This window comes from Yersinia sp. SCPM-O-B-9106 (C-191) (genome assembly GCF_026183365.1).
GTDB lineage: Bacteria > Pseudomonadota > Gammaproteobacteria > Enterobacterales > Enterobacteriaceae > Yersinia > Yersinia rochesterensis.
Genome location: NZ_CP110791.1, coordinates 354,707 through 370,578, shown reverse-complemented (window position 1 = coordinate 370,578; position 15,872 = coordinate 354,707). Strand labels below are relative to the sequence as shown.

Here is a 15,872-nt window from a genome sequence, read left to right as displayed (position 1 = left end):
CCCTGAATGACTTATTTCGCCGGGCTGAGACTAAATACTTTCGGATTGCGCCCTAACCATTAAGCAGCTAACGCACTGTTTTTACTTACGCCCACTTCAGCGCTGGATCAAATAGCGGATGGTCGGGCCATCTTGCTGAATATCCAATACTGTATAGCCGTAATTTCGGGCATCTAACGGAATATTATTAATGGATTGTGGGCAGTCGCTGATCACTTCCAGAATTTCACCCGGTTTCAGTTGCGGCATAGCTTCGAGCGTCGCGACCGCCGGGTATGGGCAGGGTTCGCCCACCATATCCAACCGGTAATCCGGCACGATAGCGGTTGGGATTGCTGAACTATCAATGGCTAAATTATCAGCTGATGAAGAGTGGCTCATGATGGCTCCTTAACCAAAGTGGATGCGGCAGCTTTCTGTTGGCGGAAGAAGCGTTTTTCCCACCACAGCATGGCGGCAAACGCGATGGCTAACATCAGGTAAGTCACCAGCAATCCGCCGATCGGCCCGAAAGTTTCCAGCAGGTTAACTTTGTCATAATTGGTTGCCAATGCTGGGGCAAAATCGTCCCAATAATACGCCAAAATAGTCGCGCCAATAATATTCCCCAGCCCCACCCACCAATAGTGAATTTGCCCTTCTACCGCGCGATACATCCAGCCCGTTTCACAACCACCGGCGAGCACGATACCAAAACCAAACAGTAACCCCCCGATCACCGCATTTGGCCCTGCCCACAAAATCTTGGGCGCAACCCCCAGTTGGACATAACTGAATATCCCAATAGCACTGACCGCCATCCCCAGAATAATCGCCTTCGCCATGTGAGTGCGCCCGGTGATCCACAGATCACGGAATGCCGAGGTAAAGCAAATCTGCGCCCGTTCAATCAGCAAGCCAAAACCAATGCCACATAGCATGGCGATGCCCAGTTTCGGGTGGCGGAATAACTCAATCAACGACCAGCCCAACGCCAGAACAAACACCACCATGCCGAGACGAAAACGTCGTGCAGCCCTGGCGGGATGCTGAGTCAGCGGCGAGGCTGATGTCACTTTTTGCAATTTCACCGGGATACGAAACAGCGGCAACAAAGTGAATTTGGCACCAAAATAGGATCCTGCTGCCGTCGCGAGCGCGAAGAACCAGGCGTGCAGTGAAAACTGTGGAATGCCGGTAAAGAAAGCCGCCAGATTACAGCCCATTGCTAAGCGCGCACCAAAACCGGCGATAATGCCGCCCACCAGCGCTTGAGCAATGCGAATATTATGCTGGGGCTTTCGCAATTTCACATTGTTAGCCCACAGTGCAGCGGCGATACATCCGGCAAACATGCCGATGATCATCATGCCGTCGATGCGATCTAATGGCGTCCCTTCCAATCCGATAACTTTAAAATAACCCCACTCTTGCGGATGCGCGCCAAACAGTTGCATCAGATGGCCGCCCCAGCGCGTGAATTCGCCCGTCACCGCCCAAAAAGTGCCCGTCAAACCAAAGTAATAAGTCGATAAAATACCTGCGGCGATTACTGCCGGCAGTGGGGCCCAGAAGCGCACCAAATATTGAGATTTAAACATCTGCCAGCTCACACTGACACCTCCAAAATACGTGTTGTCGCCGACAAAATGAGGGTCATATGCCGTGACGAGGAAATAGACCTATCTATAATAAGCCAATTATTTGGTTAAGGGAGACACGACGTATTGAAAATTAGATGTTAACCAGAAGTTATCCTGCTCAAAGGGGAGTATTGGGCAAGGGATAAGTATTTCGAATCAAAGTGGGTCATCTTCATCCGAGGATTGATAATCCAGGGACAAAGCCAGGCGCAAGATAGCCGCCACCGGCTCAAATAAGGGCTCGGGAATGGTATCGCCACACACCACATCGCGGTGCAATGCCCGTGCCAGCGCAATATTTTCCACAATAGGAATTCCTTGCTGTTGCGCTAATTTGATAATCAATGCCGCTCGTTCGTCTTTACCTTTTTCAATCACGACTGGAAGCGGGGCATCATCAGGGTGATAAAATAGACACACCGCAAAATGGGTGGGATTACGCACCACCGCCGTGGAGCGCTGAACATTTTTAGCAAAACTGCCGCTTTGCACCTCTTGCTGCAACTGCCGCCGTTTTTGCTTAATATGCGGATCCCCATCGCTGTCTTTGTATTCTCGCTTGACCTCTTCATGAGACATTTTCAGTTGTTTCAGGGTGTTATAGCGTTGAAAACTATAATCCAGCAGAGAAAAAACGCCATAACAGGCAATCAATGCACCTAATAGCCAACTCATTAATGTGCCAAATACTGGAATAGCGCAGTGACTGCCACAATAGGCCAGATAACCAAAAGAGCTGGCATATCGCGCTAATAAATAGCCGAAAATTAGGGTTAACACCCCCACTTTCAGTAATGATTTGGTCAACTCAAACAGGCTACGCAATGAAAAAAGCTGTTTAGCATTATTGATGGGATTGATGTGTTCGCCTTTGAACGCCACCGCCTTAGTCGCTAATAACGGCCCGACCTGCGCCATACCGGCCATTATCGTCATTAAAATCAGTGCCCCGCCCAATATCCCCATAATGTGGATAACCACCGCCATGCACTCTGCCCCAATACGCGCCAGTGCGAAAGTGAAGGGTTGCTGTAATTGTTTGATTGAACTGCGAATAAGAGCGCCGACTTGCTCGAGCAAGCTGTCGCCCACCAGCAAAAAATAAGCCACCAGCACCACCAACTGTATCCCCGAGGTTATCTCGACACTTTTAATTACCTGCCCTTTTTCCCGAGCTTCTCTCAGCCGTTTAGCTGTGGGCTTTTCATTCTTTTCACTGCTTTCACCGCTCATTATTATCCCCTTTTATCAGCGGGATAAGTGTGCTTATTTTTTGTTCGGTTTGATTAATGCCGACCAAATAGTGATGCAATGCATAAGGCAGACTGATCAGTAACAACAGCAGGGCTAAGGCACTTTTGATCGGCATGGCCAGGAAGAATACATTCAGCTGTTGAGATGAGCGATTGATTAATCCTAAAGATAAATCCGCTAAAACCATTACCAACATCGCCGGTAAGGCAAAGCTTAGACAGAGTTCATACATCAGCCGCCATTCACTTTGCAAAAATTGCAGCATGGCCGATGAGGGCTGAATCCCACTGCCCGCAGGCAAGATTTCATAGGAGCCATAAAGTGCTAACAGCACCAGATTAAACCCGCCTGAAATCAGAAATAGGACGGTCAATATTTGTGTAAATAACACCCCAAAAATGGAGGACTCCATCCCCATGCTGGGGTTAAATAATGTCGACATGGTGGCACCGCGTAAGGTGTCAATCAGGAAGCCCGCCATATCAATCGCCCAAAAAGGCAATGCGGCGACAAAACCAATCATCACCCCAATCATTAGCTCGATGCATAACAACCAGAACCACCCAGTGAGGTTACCCTGATGCAGTAATGTGGTGGTGAAAAACAGCGGAGTGACTGGCAGGGCGATGGCAAAAACCACACTATTACGCAATAAACTACTGCCCAAACTGCGGGCGGTAAACAGAGGTAATATCAGCAACATACCGTAAGGGCGCATCATCGCCAGCCCCAAAGCCCCTATCCAATGTAGAGCATCATGCATATCAAGACCGCATACTGGTTATCTGCAAAAAGGTCTGCTGGGTATAATTCAGCAATGTCGATCCCATCCAATGATAGGTAATCAATAACGTGGCTGATACAGCCAGTAATTTAATCAAAAATTGTAATGTTTGGTCCTGTATTTGGGTTAACGCCTGTAACAAGCTAACCACTAATCCAACCACCGACGCCACCACCACCACCGGCATCGAGAGTAATAAAACTATCCATAACAATTGAGTCGCCAGATGAACCACAATGGCCGTGCTCATTGCTGCTTCCTTTGATGGAAATTCACAAGTAAGACCCTACTAACTGCCCTAGCAGTAGCCCCCAACCATCTATAAGTATAAAAATCAATAACTTGAATGGGAGTGAGATGGTAATGGGCGAAACCATCATCATCCCCATGGCCAGCAAAATGTTGGAGACAATTAAATCAATCGCCACAAAGGGCAGGTAAAGCAGCAAGCCAATCTTGAACGCCTCGGTCAGTTGGCTGAGAGTAAAAGCGGGCATTAATATCAGTAATGAATTGGATTTGATGGTGTCGCGATAGCGTTCCGGCCACTTAGTTTGGACAATATCATTGAAGAAATTGATCTGCTCCGCATCAGTATTCCGTTGTAAAAAATCGCGGTAAGGCCCCAGCGCACGCTCATCAATATGATGCAGCAAAGCCCCCATATCATTGGGCAGCGGCTCATCCTGGAGGCGAGCATGCACATCCAATCCGACCGGGGCCATAATAAAAATGGTTAACACCAGCGCCAGACCATAAATAGCAATATTGGGCGGCACCTGCTGGACACCCAAGGCATTACGCAGCAATGAAAAAACAATTGATAGCTTAAGAAATGATGTCCCCATCACCATCAGCAAGGGGAGCAATGACAGGATGAAAAGCAGGACAATTAATTGAGAGGACGAATTCAGCAACTCCATAATCTATTCCGCAAAAATCGGCCTGTTGGGTGAAGGAGAATGCCCCTAGTATTTATCGATTCACCGCGATCCCCTATCAGGTCATGGCCTGAATAAATCCCGATGAGCTGACTCAGGTCAGTGATTCGGGTGCATGAGCGCCGCTAACACCGCTGCGGCATCAAGTGTGCCGATTGTTATCCACAACAATTGGTGTTGCAGCAAGGCAGCCAGTGAATAAATCCCGATGAGCTGACTCAGGTCAGTGATTCGGGTGCATGAGCGCCGCTAACACCGCTGCGGCATCAAGTGTGCCGGATAAACCACTGATCGATACGCACCACCATCTGCCCATCACAACACAACAAACTGCCACTACCGACGGGCTGCCCCTGTAGCCGGATATTCACTTCACCATAAAGGTGGGTTTGGCAAACCAATGTTTGCCCGACATCTAACTGTTTGATGTCACTCAGCGGCAATGTCAGGCGGCCAATTTCCATGACCAGTGTTTGCGGTAATTGCTCAAGTTGCACCGCCTGTGGCATTTTCGGCAGCGCGGCAATATCCAGCGCGAGCAATGAGTCAATATCGTCATTAATCTTTTGAATAGTCATGTTATTTTCATCTTCCAGTTTGATGTGAATCTGCGGTAATTCCCTTTGCCATAACCAACAATTCCCTTGTTCCCATTCAGCGGCACAGTTGATTCGCACCCCATCCCCCGGCCTGATTTGTTGCAATTGATGCAGTGATAATCGGCTCCACCCCACCACTAGCTCCGCCTGCCACTGGAGGTCATGCTCGGTAACCCGCTCTTGGGGCCAGTCGGACAAAGTTTCAGCTAACGCCGCCAAAGGCCAGTCAAACAACACGCCACTGAGTGACTGGCCTTCCAGCTCGAAAGCCAACACTACCGCCCATTGGGGCAGAAGTGTCATCGCCACTGGCGCGGGGGCATCAATCGCCAACTCGGGCAGCACAGCAGACAAGGGGCTGACAGCCCAAGTAGCCATGGCACTGACCAATTCAGTCGCCAGTAAATGGGGATTATCGGTAGCCAATGAAGCTGCTAGCCAGTGGTTCCAACAAGTCTGTGATAGCCAGCAACCGCACGACTTGCCAGCATAGTGAAGTGGCAGGTAAACACCCTCGCCCTCGACCTGCGCCAATGTGGCGCAAACACCGCTGGAATGACGCCCACGCCCAATCACAGCACTGATATGGCGTAATTCAGCCGACAATATCGCCATCATGGGTCACCTCCAACACGCAAGGGAAGCCCAATTGATGCAGTTGTTGTTGCCAGCGAGATTGCAGGCGCTGTAGGCGCTCGGCCAAACCCCGGTTGCCGTGACTGAGCACAATAACCAAACCATGAGCCGCCAGACTGACATGAACCCGAGTGCCAGCCAGTGCCCCACTGACGATGCGGTAGTCCGTCTGCATCACATTTTCATGACCCGAGTTCGCCATTGCATAGGCCATATCCTGCATGGAAGATGAACGCAGAGGGAGATAGCGGGAAAATTGCTGTTTTTGTCTCTCATTACCTAAATTTTGCGACGGTTCGCCGCTAAAGTGTCCCTCACTGAGCGGCGGTATTGCACCTTCAACATCGATTCGACTCATCTTTGATTAACATCCGTAATTTTTCCTGCTCGCGCTGATTAGTCCGTAATAGCGCCAGTTGTGCTGTAATGGCGGCTTGCTGTTGCAGCCGTCGAGCCGCTAGCTCAGCGAGTGATTTTTGCAGCCGCCGCTCCGCCTGATAGGTTTGGTGCTGCAAAGCTCTTTGATCCCGCGCTTCGGTCGGGTTCAGCGTACCGCGCCATTGAGCAAGTATTTGTAATTGCTGACATAGCCCTTGGCGTGTTTGATGGAAGTGCGCCAATTGCTGTTCTTGTTGTTGCTCTTCTTGCTGCAAACTTATTAATTGGCGACGCAATCGGCGCTCTTGGTGTTGGCGCAATGCCAGTAAGCGCAGAAAAATCGCTAATGTGGGATGGCTTAACCCAGTGCTTGCGCGAGCTGCGCCAAGGTGTGAGTAAGCCCGGCGGTGTCGGTTTCGCGCGCGAATAATGCATTCTCCTGTTGCAAGAAAGCACAAATAGCCGGGTAGCGCTGTAGCGCCTCATCGGCTTGTAAATCTTGCCCTTCCTGATATTCACCCACTCGCACCAGCAATTCGATTTCCTGATAGCGGGCCTGTAGATGGCGCAGTTTTTGTGCCAATGCCCGATGCTCCGCACTGACAATTTGCGGCATGATACGGCTGACACTGGCGGCAATATCAATGGCCGGATAATGCCCGGCCCCCGCCAGTTGTCGCGATAAAACAAGGTGCCCGTCCAACAGCGAGCGCACCTCATCGGCCACCGGCTCATTCATGTCATCGCCCTCGACCAGCACAGTGTAAAAAGCCGTGATACTGCCGCGATCACTATTACCCGCCCGCTCAAGTAACCGCGGGAGAGCCGCAAAAACACTGGCGGGGAAACTGCCCATCACCGGGTGTTCCCCCGCCGCCAAGCCAATTTCACGCGCCGCCCTGGCGTAGCGGGTGAGCGAATCGGCCATTAACAGCACTTTCAACCCGCGCTCACGGAAATATTCGGCCACTGTGGTGGCGGTATAAAGACCTTTTAGCCGCTCCAGCGCGGGGCGATCGGAAGTGGCCACCACCACCACAGTGCGGGCGCGAGTTTGGGGCGTGAGCACTTGCTCGAGGAATTCCCGCACTTCTCGGCCGCGTTCACCAATCAGCGCCAACACGGTAATATCCGCCGAACAGCCGCCACATAACATGCTCAATAAGCTGCTTTTCCCTACTCCGGCGGCGGCAAAAATCCCCATTCGCTGCCCTTCGCCACAGCTCAATACGCCGTCAATGGCGCGAATACCAGTGGTCAATATTTGCTGGACGGGTTGGCGAGTGAGTGGGTCTGGCGGCGGGCAATCCAATTCACACCAATGTCCGCTCAGGGGCGGGCCACCGTCCATCGGCTCCCCCAAACCGTCCAATACCCGCCCGACCAAATCATCCCCAACTCTGACACGGTGCGCATACCCCAGTGGAGAAATCCATTGACCACATCGCAAGCCAACGGAAGAGGAAAACGGGGATAACAATGCCGTTTGCTGCTCTATGGCGACCACTTCAGCCAACCTATCCGGTGAGGCGATTTGGCATAATTCCCCCAGCGCCACACCGGGTAAATGGGCGCGTAACAGTGTTGGGCCGACATCTAAGATCGGCCCGCAAGACACCATGCCGCTTGGCGGGCAAGGCGGTAAGCGCAATTGTTGCTGCAACTGGGTGCTTAATCGTGCGATATCAGGCGGTTTCATCAAGCTCATCTCCGATAAGCTCGATGGTGCTTGCCACCTTAATATTCATTTCATCGCCCAATTCCTGCCAGGAAAGCACCGGCAGCGCAAAAATATCCCGCTCAACAATTTTGCGCAGAAAACGCCGCACATCAATGGTAGTCAGTAGCACCGCATCTGGGTTTTCAGCAAATGCGCTTTTTATTTTGTCGAGAATTAGCCGCGAGTGTTTATCTCCCAGAGCAGAATAGGTTCCCGCCGAGGTCTGGCGGATAGACTCGCGGATCAGGTTTTCAGCCCCTTCCCCCAACCGCAATACCGGCAGCCAAGCTTGGTTTTTGCTAAATCGGGCACACACATGGCGACGTAAGGCGATACGGACATATTCGGTCAGCATCACGATGTCTTTCTCTTTGGGCGCCCACGCCACCAGCGCGCCAAAAATAGTGCGCAAATCGCGGATCGAAACATCTTCCTCCACCAGCCGTTGCAGTATTTCTGCTACTTTTCCGACCGGCATTTGGCGCTGTAGTTCTTTGACTAACTCGCCGTAACGCGCTTCCATGGCATCCATCAGATAACGGGTTTCCTGCACGCCGATAAACTCGGCGGTATGCCGTTCAAGTACCCGAGTTAAGCAATGAATAATACGCTGATGCCCTTGCGCATAAGGGAGACCCAAAGTGCTGGCATGCCCCCCTTGTTCAGCGGCCAACCACTCAAAAGCGCCCATTTTCATGCCCAGAGTTTGGCTGCGAGTCGCCAGTGCCGCACTGGGCTGGAGCAGTAATAAGTCATCGGCAGGTAAAATCAATTTCAGCACTTGCTCCTGATAAACCCGAATTGACAGCTCATTTTCGGCCAATGTCGGAGAACTGCGGATAACTACCTCGGGCAATGGCACACCAAGATGCTCAAACCAGCGCCAGCGCAGGCCATCAATGTCCCGCCCCAAATGGGGATAATGTAAATTGGGGGCGCAATACAACATCAGCGGCACCGCGCCAGGCGTCATGGTGTTAGCCGACGAAAGCATATTCTTGCCGCTGGCACTGGCCCCGGCACTCTGCTGCTTTTTCCGATACAGTAAAAATGCTGGGGTGGCGACCAGCGCGGCTAAAGTGATAAAAATCAGGAAAGGGAAACCCGGTAATAGAGCAAAAACGGTCAAAATGGCTGCCGCCAGCCACAAAGCATCGGGTTGACGCCCCACCTGCACGGCTAAGTCTTTGGCCAAGCTCTGTTTATCACTGCCGGGAACGCGGGTAACAATAATCCCGGCGGTGATAGAAATCAGTAATGACGGGATTTGAGCACATAAACCATCGCCGACGGATAACACCGCATAAGTGGTCATCGCCTGTTCCGCCGACATATTATGTTGCAGCACCCCAATAGTGATGCCGCCAATAATATTCACCAGAATGACAATAATTCCGGCAATGGCGTCCCCTTTAACAAACTTCATCGCCCCGTCCATGGCACCAAACAGGCGGCTTTCTTTTTGCACCCGCTCGCGCAAGCGCCCAGCTTCGGCGGAGTCAATCACCCCGGCTCGCATATCACCATCAATGCTCATTTGCTTGCCCGGCATGCCGTCGAGTGAAAAGCGGGCGCTCACTTCGGCGACGCGCTCCGATCCTTTGGTAATCACGATAAACTGCACCACGGTGATGATGGTAAAAATGATCAACCCCACCGCCAGATTGCCCCCAACCACAAACTGACCGAATGCCTCGACAATTTCACCGGCATCGTGCTGGAGCAACACCAGCCGCGTGGTGCTGATGGTCAGTGCCAGCCTATAAAGTGTGGTGATAAGTAGCAGCGACGGGAAAACCGAGAATTCGAGCGGATCGCGCAGATAAATTGAGATCATCAGCAGGATAACGGAGAACGCGAGGTTAACAGCAATCAGCACATCCACCATGACGGTGGGCAGTGGCAAGATCATCATAAAGATCGCCACCAGCAACATGATCGCTAAGAAAACATCCTGCCGCGCTGCGATCATCATCAGGCCGCGTGTCAGGGCCGATTCTCTCATCGGTATTCTCCTGGCAAGCGGCGGAGTAAAGCGCACTGTTGCTGATAAAGCTGATACCAACACTCGGCTCCCGATGACGCCGGAGGGGAGCAACTGACCATCATGCCCATTTTCAATAAGTAAATACGCTGAGGAACCCCATTAAAACGTTCGAGTTGCCAACATTCCTGTAGCAGCAATAAGTCCTCATGGTGATAATGCCGATGCTGCACGCCCGTGGTCAGTAATAGCCGCGCATTGCGCCACTCAAGGAAAATTCGCTGCGGCCCTATGTGCCATTCCATGCACGAGGTGATTGCCGAGCAAGGTAATTCCGCCATTTGGATGAACAGCTGGAGGTTACGGGTCGCGACTAAATCCATTTCCATCACCCGAAGCCCATTGATATACATTATTGAAATAATAAACAGCCAACAATTCTCACACTATCGGGCATTCGCCTGAGTCGTAAAATCACATCTCCAGCAATACCGCCAAAACCTGCTGCTGCTGCTCTTGATCATTAAAACAATCAACCGGCATAAGGTTGAATAACTCATAAAATCGGCGAATAAATCTATTGCGGGTCTTGGTGTCCGGCCCAGTAATCACTTCAATCCGGGGCTGTAGCCAACGGCTAAATAGCCAAGGCTGGCCCACCACCGCCAACACTTCATGCAAAATCACATCCCCCGCCACGCCACAGGCCCTCCCCATGTGATTGCAATGATCTTCCAGCCCTAAAAACATCAGCAAACGACGAAGTTGATACAATGTGGCAGCCAGACGCTCACCACGTTGAGGGGGCGGTTGAGAAGCTAAATCAAATGCCACCGCGCGCATTAATACCCGCACACGTTGCTGGCGCTGCGGCCAGCGGCTAACCTGCGAAAACCACTCTGCAACGGACAACTCATTTTGCTCAATACTTTGTGCGAACAATTGCTTGATAGCACCTAGCCCTTGGCTTTCCTGACTGCCCAGTTCGAACAAACCAAATAACTCGATTTCCCAGCCGCCCTCTTCCAATAGCGGTTCAAGTAATTGCGATAAGCTGCGGCGGCGTAACGGATTATTTTTGCTGTAGGCCAGCATCGCGGCCAGCAACAAGATTTGCTGCCCTGCCGATAGCCCTCCCTGGCGGAGTTGGCTGGCAAGTGACGAAATATCCATATCCAGCCGGATATTCTGCGGTAGCAGAGAATCAGCGCTACCGGATAACTGGGAGATTAACTTCACCAGTAACTCTTGGCGACGTTGGCTGCGTTCCTCAGCTTCGACAGATTTTTGATCTTTTAATCGGGATCCCAAACTCAGCCCGATTTCTTCCATGGTTTCTTCCAATGCAGTTTGTCTGACCTCCAACAATTCCATGCTGGCTAACGCCATAATCGAGTGCGCGGGTGTTATTTCGCCATGAAGCTCAGATCCATGGAGTGACGAACCATGAACAGCAAGGGTTTCGGACACATTATGGGCATTTATCATGCTCGGCTCCTGATGAGATGAATTCCTGCTTTGGTGATTCCTGTAACCACTGAAGAAGTTGCGATAAATGGTGCTGAAGAGAAAGTGTGATTTGCAACATCGGCGAGCTTAATTGCGCCTGATCTGACGCCATTTTTTCATCTGCGATGCACCGCACTCGCGCCCCTAAAGCAGAGGCCACGGCAGAAAAATGCTGGGGATGAACACGCAGCATCAGCCCATGCAACACCTGCGCATCGTCGAGGGCCATTTTCTCGACTTGCGCGCCCAAGCGGTGGATGAGAATCTGGCTCGCCTCTTGCTCCCCGGCCCAAGCAGTTACCACCGACGCAATCGCCGCCAAAATAAGCTCCCGACCCTGTGTAATCAGTACAGATTCCAGTTGCTCTGCCGCCACTAACCAGCTGACATGCTGCGCTAACACATCAATTTCCAGTTGGCTCCGCGTGTGTTCGAGCAGCTTATCCACCTGTTGTTGCGCCTGGGCCAGTAGCCGCGCACTCTCGGCCTGCGCGCTTTGCACTATGTCTGCTGCTTGCGTGTGAGCATCTGACACCCTATCGCGACACTGTTCCATTTCCTGTAACTGAGCCGCTGGGATAACACCGCCAAGAGGCAGTGAAAAATCAAATTTTTCCACTCGAATCTGAAAAGGATTCACAACAAACGCTCTAACCGGGTTAACCAATGATCAACCGAAAGGGATAGCGCCCGCGGCAAAGATAACGCCCGTGTTAACGGAGGTAACGAAATAGACATTGCCCGCCACACCACATCATCACCGCGGGCACCATGAGTAAGACTCTGCCCCAACCGCAAAGCAACAGCGGGCAATTGTTGTGGATTTAATCTGGCAGGAAGGTGGCCGCGATACCCCATCCCCATAAGTTGCTGAATATCGCCCTCACTTAATAGCGGCGAGAGTGACTGCCGGTAACTGCGAAAGCGCAGATAATCATCACACTGTAAATGAACCAATCCCAACGCCAAACAGCGGGCCGACAAGCGCTCAGATGCCACTATTTGACATTGCTGTTGCTGACTCAAGACGGCGGGCAGCGCCTGTTGAGGAAAGTTTCGCAAGCGATTTAGCTCCGCATTCAACGCGGTATCCAGCAATTGGCTGCGGCCATAGCAATAACTTTCTGTGTTAACGCCAGCCGCCGCCAACCACAATGGATGGGCAAATTGAGCTGGCCGCCAGGCTAACTGATACAAATAACGAATATCGGAAGTTAACGGCAATATCATCCTTTCCTCCGGCCATTTATCGCCGCAGATAGCGCAATAAGCAGGCGGTCGACAGCCCGACCAACAACACCAGCAACGCGCCTAAGACAATTTGTAATGTCGCGGCATGACGTAATAGCCATTGCAGGGCCGCTTCTGAGTGGCTTTGTTGCCGTGTTACCGGGGCAGTGAATCGATAATTAGCGGGCTGCATCACCACACTAATTTGTGAAAAATCAATCCCAGGAATGCCATCGCGGACCAGGTTCTTAATTTGTGGCTGATAGCTCAGTAAATTGACCTCTGGCGAATATTTTATAAACACCGAGGCAGCATGGGGGACACTGCTTTTCCCGTCTGTCGGCGCTGGCATGGCAATGGTCACATCAGCTTGAATCACCCCATCCATATGGCTCAGCATACTTTCCAACTGTTGCTCTTTTAAATAGACCATTTTGGCCTGTTCTTGCCCCGGCGAAGTCACCAACTGATTCGACGGGAACAGCTGATCCACAGTAGCAAAGCGCTGGCGAGGAAAACCATGCTGGCGTAGCAGCTCCACCGCGTTAATAAACTGACTTTTATCGACATTCAGCCCGACCGTCCCGCCTTTCTCAGATTGTTTTTCCGCTTTGATTTGGTGCAACATCAATAACGCCAGCATCTGGTTAGCTTCCCCTTCCGACAGCCCGCTATACAACTCCATACCACAGCCAGAAAGCGACATCACGACCAGTAATAGCGCTACCGTGCGCCGCACCTGTTTCATTGCATATTGACCAATTTATTAATATTTTGCCCGATAACACCGGCAACTTTAGCCGTTAAATCAATGGCTAATGTGGCATGCATCCATTCAGACTGCATGGATAACAATGGGTCTGGAGACATCATGGCCGTGGCCGGTTCAGTCGGCTGCATTAACTGAGCAAACTTAGCGATGTGCTGGACGTCGGCAGGTGGCTGAGAGGGGATATTCAACTTAACGGCGGCTTTGATAGCATCAATTTCCATCGGATAATCTCGCTTTAATAAAAATGTTTATCGCGCAGGTTTACATCTTGGCAGAACAAGCAATCCCTTGTTGCAACAAAGCCAACATGCCCTGAGCATCCTGAGAGGAGGAGGTCGCCAATAACGCCAATGCTTCAGTTTGGCGATTAAGCCCAAATAACAGCATTGCCTCACAGACTAAACGCACTTGAGGTTCAGGAATTAACTGGGGCAATACGTTAAGAATATCGCGAGCCTCTGCCAGCAAGCTGTGGTTGACTCCCGCCAATGCGGCCTCCACCACTAACTGGCGACAAGGAGCTGAAAGTAAAATCATATTTTGGCAATAATCCCACTGGTCATATCCTTAATTCCCTTCATCAAAGCACTGCTGAAATTGATATAAGATGAATACTGCTGCATAGCAAATTGCATCTTTAGCATATGCTCAGGATCCGAGGGATTACCGGATGCCATCTGGCTTTGAAAATCCTGACCAATCTTATTGATGCTTTGTGCCAGCCCATTCACTAATGCGTTTATGTCCATTAATCCTCCTATTCCATTAGCGACCGCATATGTGACGGACACTGCTGAAAACGGCGACGAAAACTATCAGAGAAATGAGCGTGATTACTAAAACCACACTCTAGGGCAATATCTGCCACGCGTAATCGCGTGGATAGCAGCAGCTCGCACCCTTTTTTCAGCCGTTGCTCCAAAAGCCATTGCTTCGCAGACATCCCGAACTTTTCATAAAATAGGAAATTCAATTTACGTGTCGAAATACCTAATTCATTGGCATAACGCGCAACTGTCCAGGGATTGAGGCGGTTTTTATCAAAGAACTCCAATAATTCATTATTAGTTCCGACAATTGATTCTAATAGTCTGGAGAAATACACCGGCTCCAGGCCTAAACAATAAAGATAAAGAAATCGTAACGATGCACTTCGCTCAATATCAACTAACTGCTCAGCCGCGCAAATAATATCGTTATTAGCAGGTAATATCTTATAGCGTTCACAAACACTTGGGGGTAAGCGGAATTTATTCGGCTGCACCATCTTACTGGCTAAATCTTTGTATAGCGGTAAAAGATCGATAGAATGACATAATATTGAAATAAACGTACTTTGTGAAAAAGAGGACACACTCGCCTGCTCATCGGTAATCACTAAATTACCGGCAGGCACAGTATGGCCGACACCTTCAATGCGTAATATTCCCTCTTGCCGAAATAGAATAAATTTTATTGATTTCATCATATCCCTTCGAGTGTCATTGTCCTTGGACAAGAGTGACAAATAATACCGCTCAGGGTTATCCGGCTTAAACCTTAATCCCATTAATAATATTCTGTTGACTTTCTCCTGATAACTTAATGAACTCTTTAAGTGCGGCTAATATCTTCTTCTCCCCCGCAAGAGAGGCTAAGCTTTCGACAGTCTCTTTTTCAGTTGTGACCAATTTTGTTATAATAGCTTCTTTCGCATCACTGTCATGATTCATCCAGGTTCCTAAAGCCCCCGCCGCGACCACACTCATCATGGAGGTTAATATTGGGGCATAATTTTTAGCGAGTAAGCATAAACTATTATTAATAACCGGATGGATAAACCCTCCGATTACGCCGAGAGAAATCACAATTCCAGCTCTAATAAAATACGAAGTGAAGCGGGCAATTTTTTTAGAATTTATCGGTGATGCCTGGCAATGCCTAGCTAGCATAAAAACAGCTTGTTGTATGGCATCGCTGCCCATCGTCAGTTCTTCTTTATTTTGACTGGCGCAACTCCAGTTATGATAAGCACAGGCCAAGTTAGACAGTGAGAGCATAAGATTTAAGCCCGCAATAACAGCAACAGGGGTTGCTACACCACCGCTACAAATACTGATCCCAACCCCGACAACAAACGAAGTCAGAGAAATAATCGATTCAATCACATTAATAAAAAATTGTTTCTTAGCTAATTTTACTCTGGCACTTTTTAATTCATCAAGCTCACAGTCTTGAGTGTCACCTAATCTATTAACGCCAATATTTGCCTCTTTAATAGCATTATTCTCAAGCTTTTTCATCAATTCAGTTAAAGCAAGAAGAATAGGTTTTTTATCATCAGATGCCGGATTGACACTTGTTCCCATAGGATTAAATGTGGAGATGACCTCTGGACACTGATTTATTTCGGATGCAGTTATTAGGCTCATAGTTATCCACCTTAAATATGGCTTATACAAAC

Annotated in this window: 21 protein-coding genes; all 21 read right to left on the bottom strand. The window is 50.0% G+C overall.

The window, feature by feature from the left end; translation table 11 throughout:
• Window positions 1–96: 96 nt before the first annotated feature.
• On the bottom strand, window positions 97–381 hold the full coding sequence (gene yedF, locus OP863_RS01665) for a sulfurtransferase-like selenium metabolism protein YedF (RefSeq protein ID WP_145589666.1): 285 nt from the start codon (window positions 379–381) through the stop codon (window positions 97–99).
• Window positions 378–1,592: a selenium metabolism membrane protein YedE/FdhT gene (gene yedE / locus OP863_RS01660; RefSeq protein WP_038637029.1), complete on the bottom strand. Its 1,215-nt coding sequence runs from the start codon at window positions 1,590–1,592 to the stop codon at window positions 378–380. The genes yedF and yedE overlap by 4 nt, the downstream gene beginning before the upstream one ends.
• 186 nt (window positions 1,593–1,778) lie before the next feature.
• The gene (locus tag OP863_RS01655; RefSeq protein WP_265525809.1) at window positions 1,779–2,855 is read right to left on the bottom strand and encodes an EscU/YscU/HrcU family type III secretion system export apparatus switch protein; all 1,077 of its coding nucleotides are present in this window, start codon (window positions 2,853–2,855) and stop codon (window positions 1,779–1,781) included.
• Window positions 2,845–3,639, bottom strand: a complete 795-nt coding sequence (locus OP863_RS01650) for an EscT/YscT/HrcT family type III secretion system export apparatus protein (RefSeq protein ID WP_038637032.1) — start codon at window positions 3,637–3,639, stop codon at window positions 2,845–2,847. The genes OP863_RS01655 and OP863_RS01650 overlap by 11 nt, the downstream gene beginning before the upstream one ends.
• Window position 3,640: 1 nt before the next feature.
• Window positions 3,641–3,910 carry an EscS/YscS/HrcS family type III secretion system export apparatus protein gene (locus OP863_RS01645; protein WP_004391785.1) on the bottom strand — a complete coding sequence of 90 codons (270 nt, stop codon included), beginning with the start codon at window positions 3,908–3,910 and terminating at the stop codon, window positions 3,641–3,643.
• A gap of 22 nt (window positions 3,911–3,932) precedes the next feature.
• Window positions 3,933–4,583, bottom strand: coding sequence for a type III secretion system export apparatus subunit SctR (sctR, locus tag OP863_RS01640; protein ID WP_145591750.1), 651 nt, complete (start codon window positions 4,581–4,583; stop codon window positions 3,933–3,935).
• A 284-nt stretch (window positions 4,584–4,867) separates the two neighbouring features.
• Window positions 4,868–5,818, bottom strand: coding sequence for a YscQ/HrcQ family type III secretion apparatus protein (locus tag OP863_RS01635; RefSeq protein ID WP_265525808.1), 951 nt, complete (start codon window positions 5,816–5,818; stop codon window positions 4,868–4,870).
• Window positions 5,796–6,194 (bottom strand): hypothetical protein, encoded by a 399-nt coding sequence (locus OP863_RS01630; RefSeq protein WP_145589670.1) that lies wholly within the window; start codon window positions 6,192–6,194, stop codon window positions 5,796–5,798. The genes OP863_RS01635 and OP863_RS01630 overlap by 23 nt, the downstream gene beginning before the upstream one ends.
• A complete protein-coding gene (locus tag OP863_RS01625) occupies window positions 6,175–6,549 on the bottom strand; it encodes a type III secretion protein (protein ID WP_145540876.1) in 375 nt (124 codons plus the stop codon). Before OP863_RS01625 ends, OP863_RS01630 begins: the two co-directional genes overlap by 20 nt.
• Window positions 6,550–6,572: 23 nt before the next feature.
• Window positions 6,573–7,913, bottom strand: coding sequence for an EscN/YscN/HrcN family type III secretion system ATPase (locus OP863_RS01620; protein WP_145591748.1), 1,341 nt, complete (start codon window positions 7,911–7,913; stop codon window positions 6,573–6,575).
• On the bottom strand, window positions 7,900–9,939 hold the full coding sequence (locus OP863_RS01615; protein ID WP_038637041.1) for an EscV/YscV/HrcV family type III secretion system export apparatus protein: 2,040 nt from the start codon (window positions 9,937–9,939) through the stop codon (window positions 7,900–7,902). Before OP863_RS01615 ends, OP863_RS01620 begins: the two co-directional genes overlap by 14 nt.
• Window positions 9,936–10,307 carry a type III secretion system protein gene (locus tag OP863_RS01610; protein ID WP_038637043.1) on the bottom strand — a complete coding sequence of 124 codons (372 nt, stop codon included), beginning with the start codon at window positions 10,305–10,307 and terminating at the stop codon, window positions 9,936–9,938. The genes OP863_RS01615 and OP863_RS01610 overlap by 4 nt, the downstream gene beginning before the upstream one ends.
• Before the next feature lie 85 nt (window positions 10,308–10,392).
• Window positions 10,393–11,406 (bottom strand): TyeA family type III secretion system gatekeeper subunit, encoded by a 1,014-nt coding sequence (locus OP863_RS01605; RefSeq protein WP_265525807.1) that lies wholly within the window; start codon window positions 11,404–11,406, stop codon window positions 10,393–10,395.
• Window positions 11,390–12,067 (bottom strand): type III secretion system stator protein SctL, encoded by a 678-nt coding sequence (sctL, locus tag OP863_RS01600; RefSeq protein ID WP_265525806.1) that lies wholly within the window; start codon window positions 12,065–12,067, stop codon window positions 11,390–11,392. Before sctL ends, OP863_RS01605 begins: the two co-directional genes overlap by 17 nt.
• A complete protein-coding gene (locus OP863_RS01595) occupies window positions 12,064–12,657 on the bottom strand; it encodes a type III secretion system domain-containing protein (protein ID WP_265525805.1) in 594 nt (197 codons plus the stop codon). Before OP863_RS01595 ends, sctL begins: the two co-directional genes overlap by 4 nt.
• A 16-nt stretch (window positions 12,658–12,673) precedes the next feature.
• Window positions 12,674–13,405, bottom strand: coding sequence for an EscJ/YscJ/HrcJ family type III secretion inner membrane ring protein SsaJ (gene ssaJ / locus OP863_RS01590; RefSeq protein WP_038637049.1), 732 nt, complete (start codon window positions 13,403–13,405; stop codon window positions 12,674–12,676).
• Complete coding sequence (gene sctI, locus OP863_RS01585) at window positions 13,402–13,650, bottom strand: type III secretion system inner rod subunit SctI (RefSeq protein ID WP_038637051.1); 249 nt, start codon at window positions 13,648–13,650, stop codon at window positions 13,402–13,404. Before sctI ends, ssaJ begins: the two co-directional genes overlap by 4 nt.
• Before the next feature lie 40 nt (window positions 13,651–13,690).
• Entirely contained in the window at window positions 13,691–13,966 is a 276-nt protein-coding gene (locus tag OP863_RS01580) for an EscG/YscG/SsaH family type III secretion system needle protein co-chaperone (protein ID WP_038637053.1), read from the bottom strand.
• The gene (gene sctF, locus OP863_RS01575; protein WP_032820403.1) at window positions 13,963–14,178 is read right to left on the bottom strand and encodes a type III secretion system needle filament subunit SctF; all 216 of its coding nucleotides are present in this window, start codon (window positions 14,176–14,178) and stop codon (window positions 13,963–13,965) included. The genes OP863_RS01580 and sctF overlap by 4 nt, the downstream gene beginning before the upstream one ends.
• An 8-nt stretch (window positions 14,179–14,186) precedes the next feature.
• The gene (locus tag OP863_RS01570) at window positions 14,187–14,894 is read right to left on the bottom strand and encodes a helix-turn-helix domain-containing protein (protein ID WP_038637055.1); all 708 of its coding nucleotides are present in this window, start codon (window positions 14,892–14,894) and stop codon (window positions 14,187–14,189) included.
• 67 nt (window positions 14,895–14,961) lie between these two features.
• Complete coding sequence (locus OP863_RS01565) at window positions 14,962–15,840, bottom strand: hypothetical protein (RefSeq protein WP_265525804.1); 879 nt, start codon at window positions 15,838–15,840, stop codon at window positions 14,962–14,964.
• Between the last annotated feature and the right edge of the window lie 32 nt (window positions 15,841–15,872).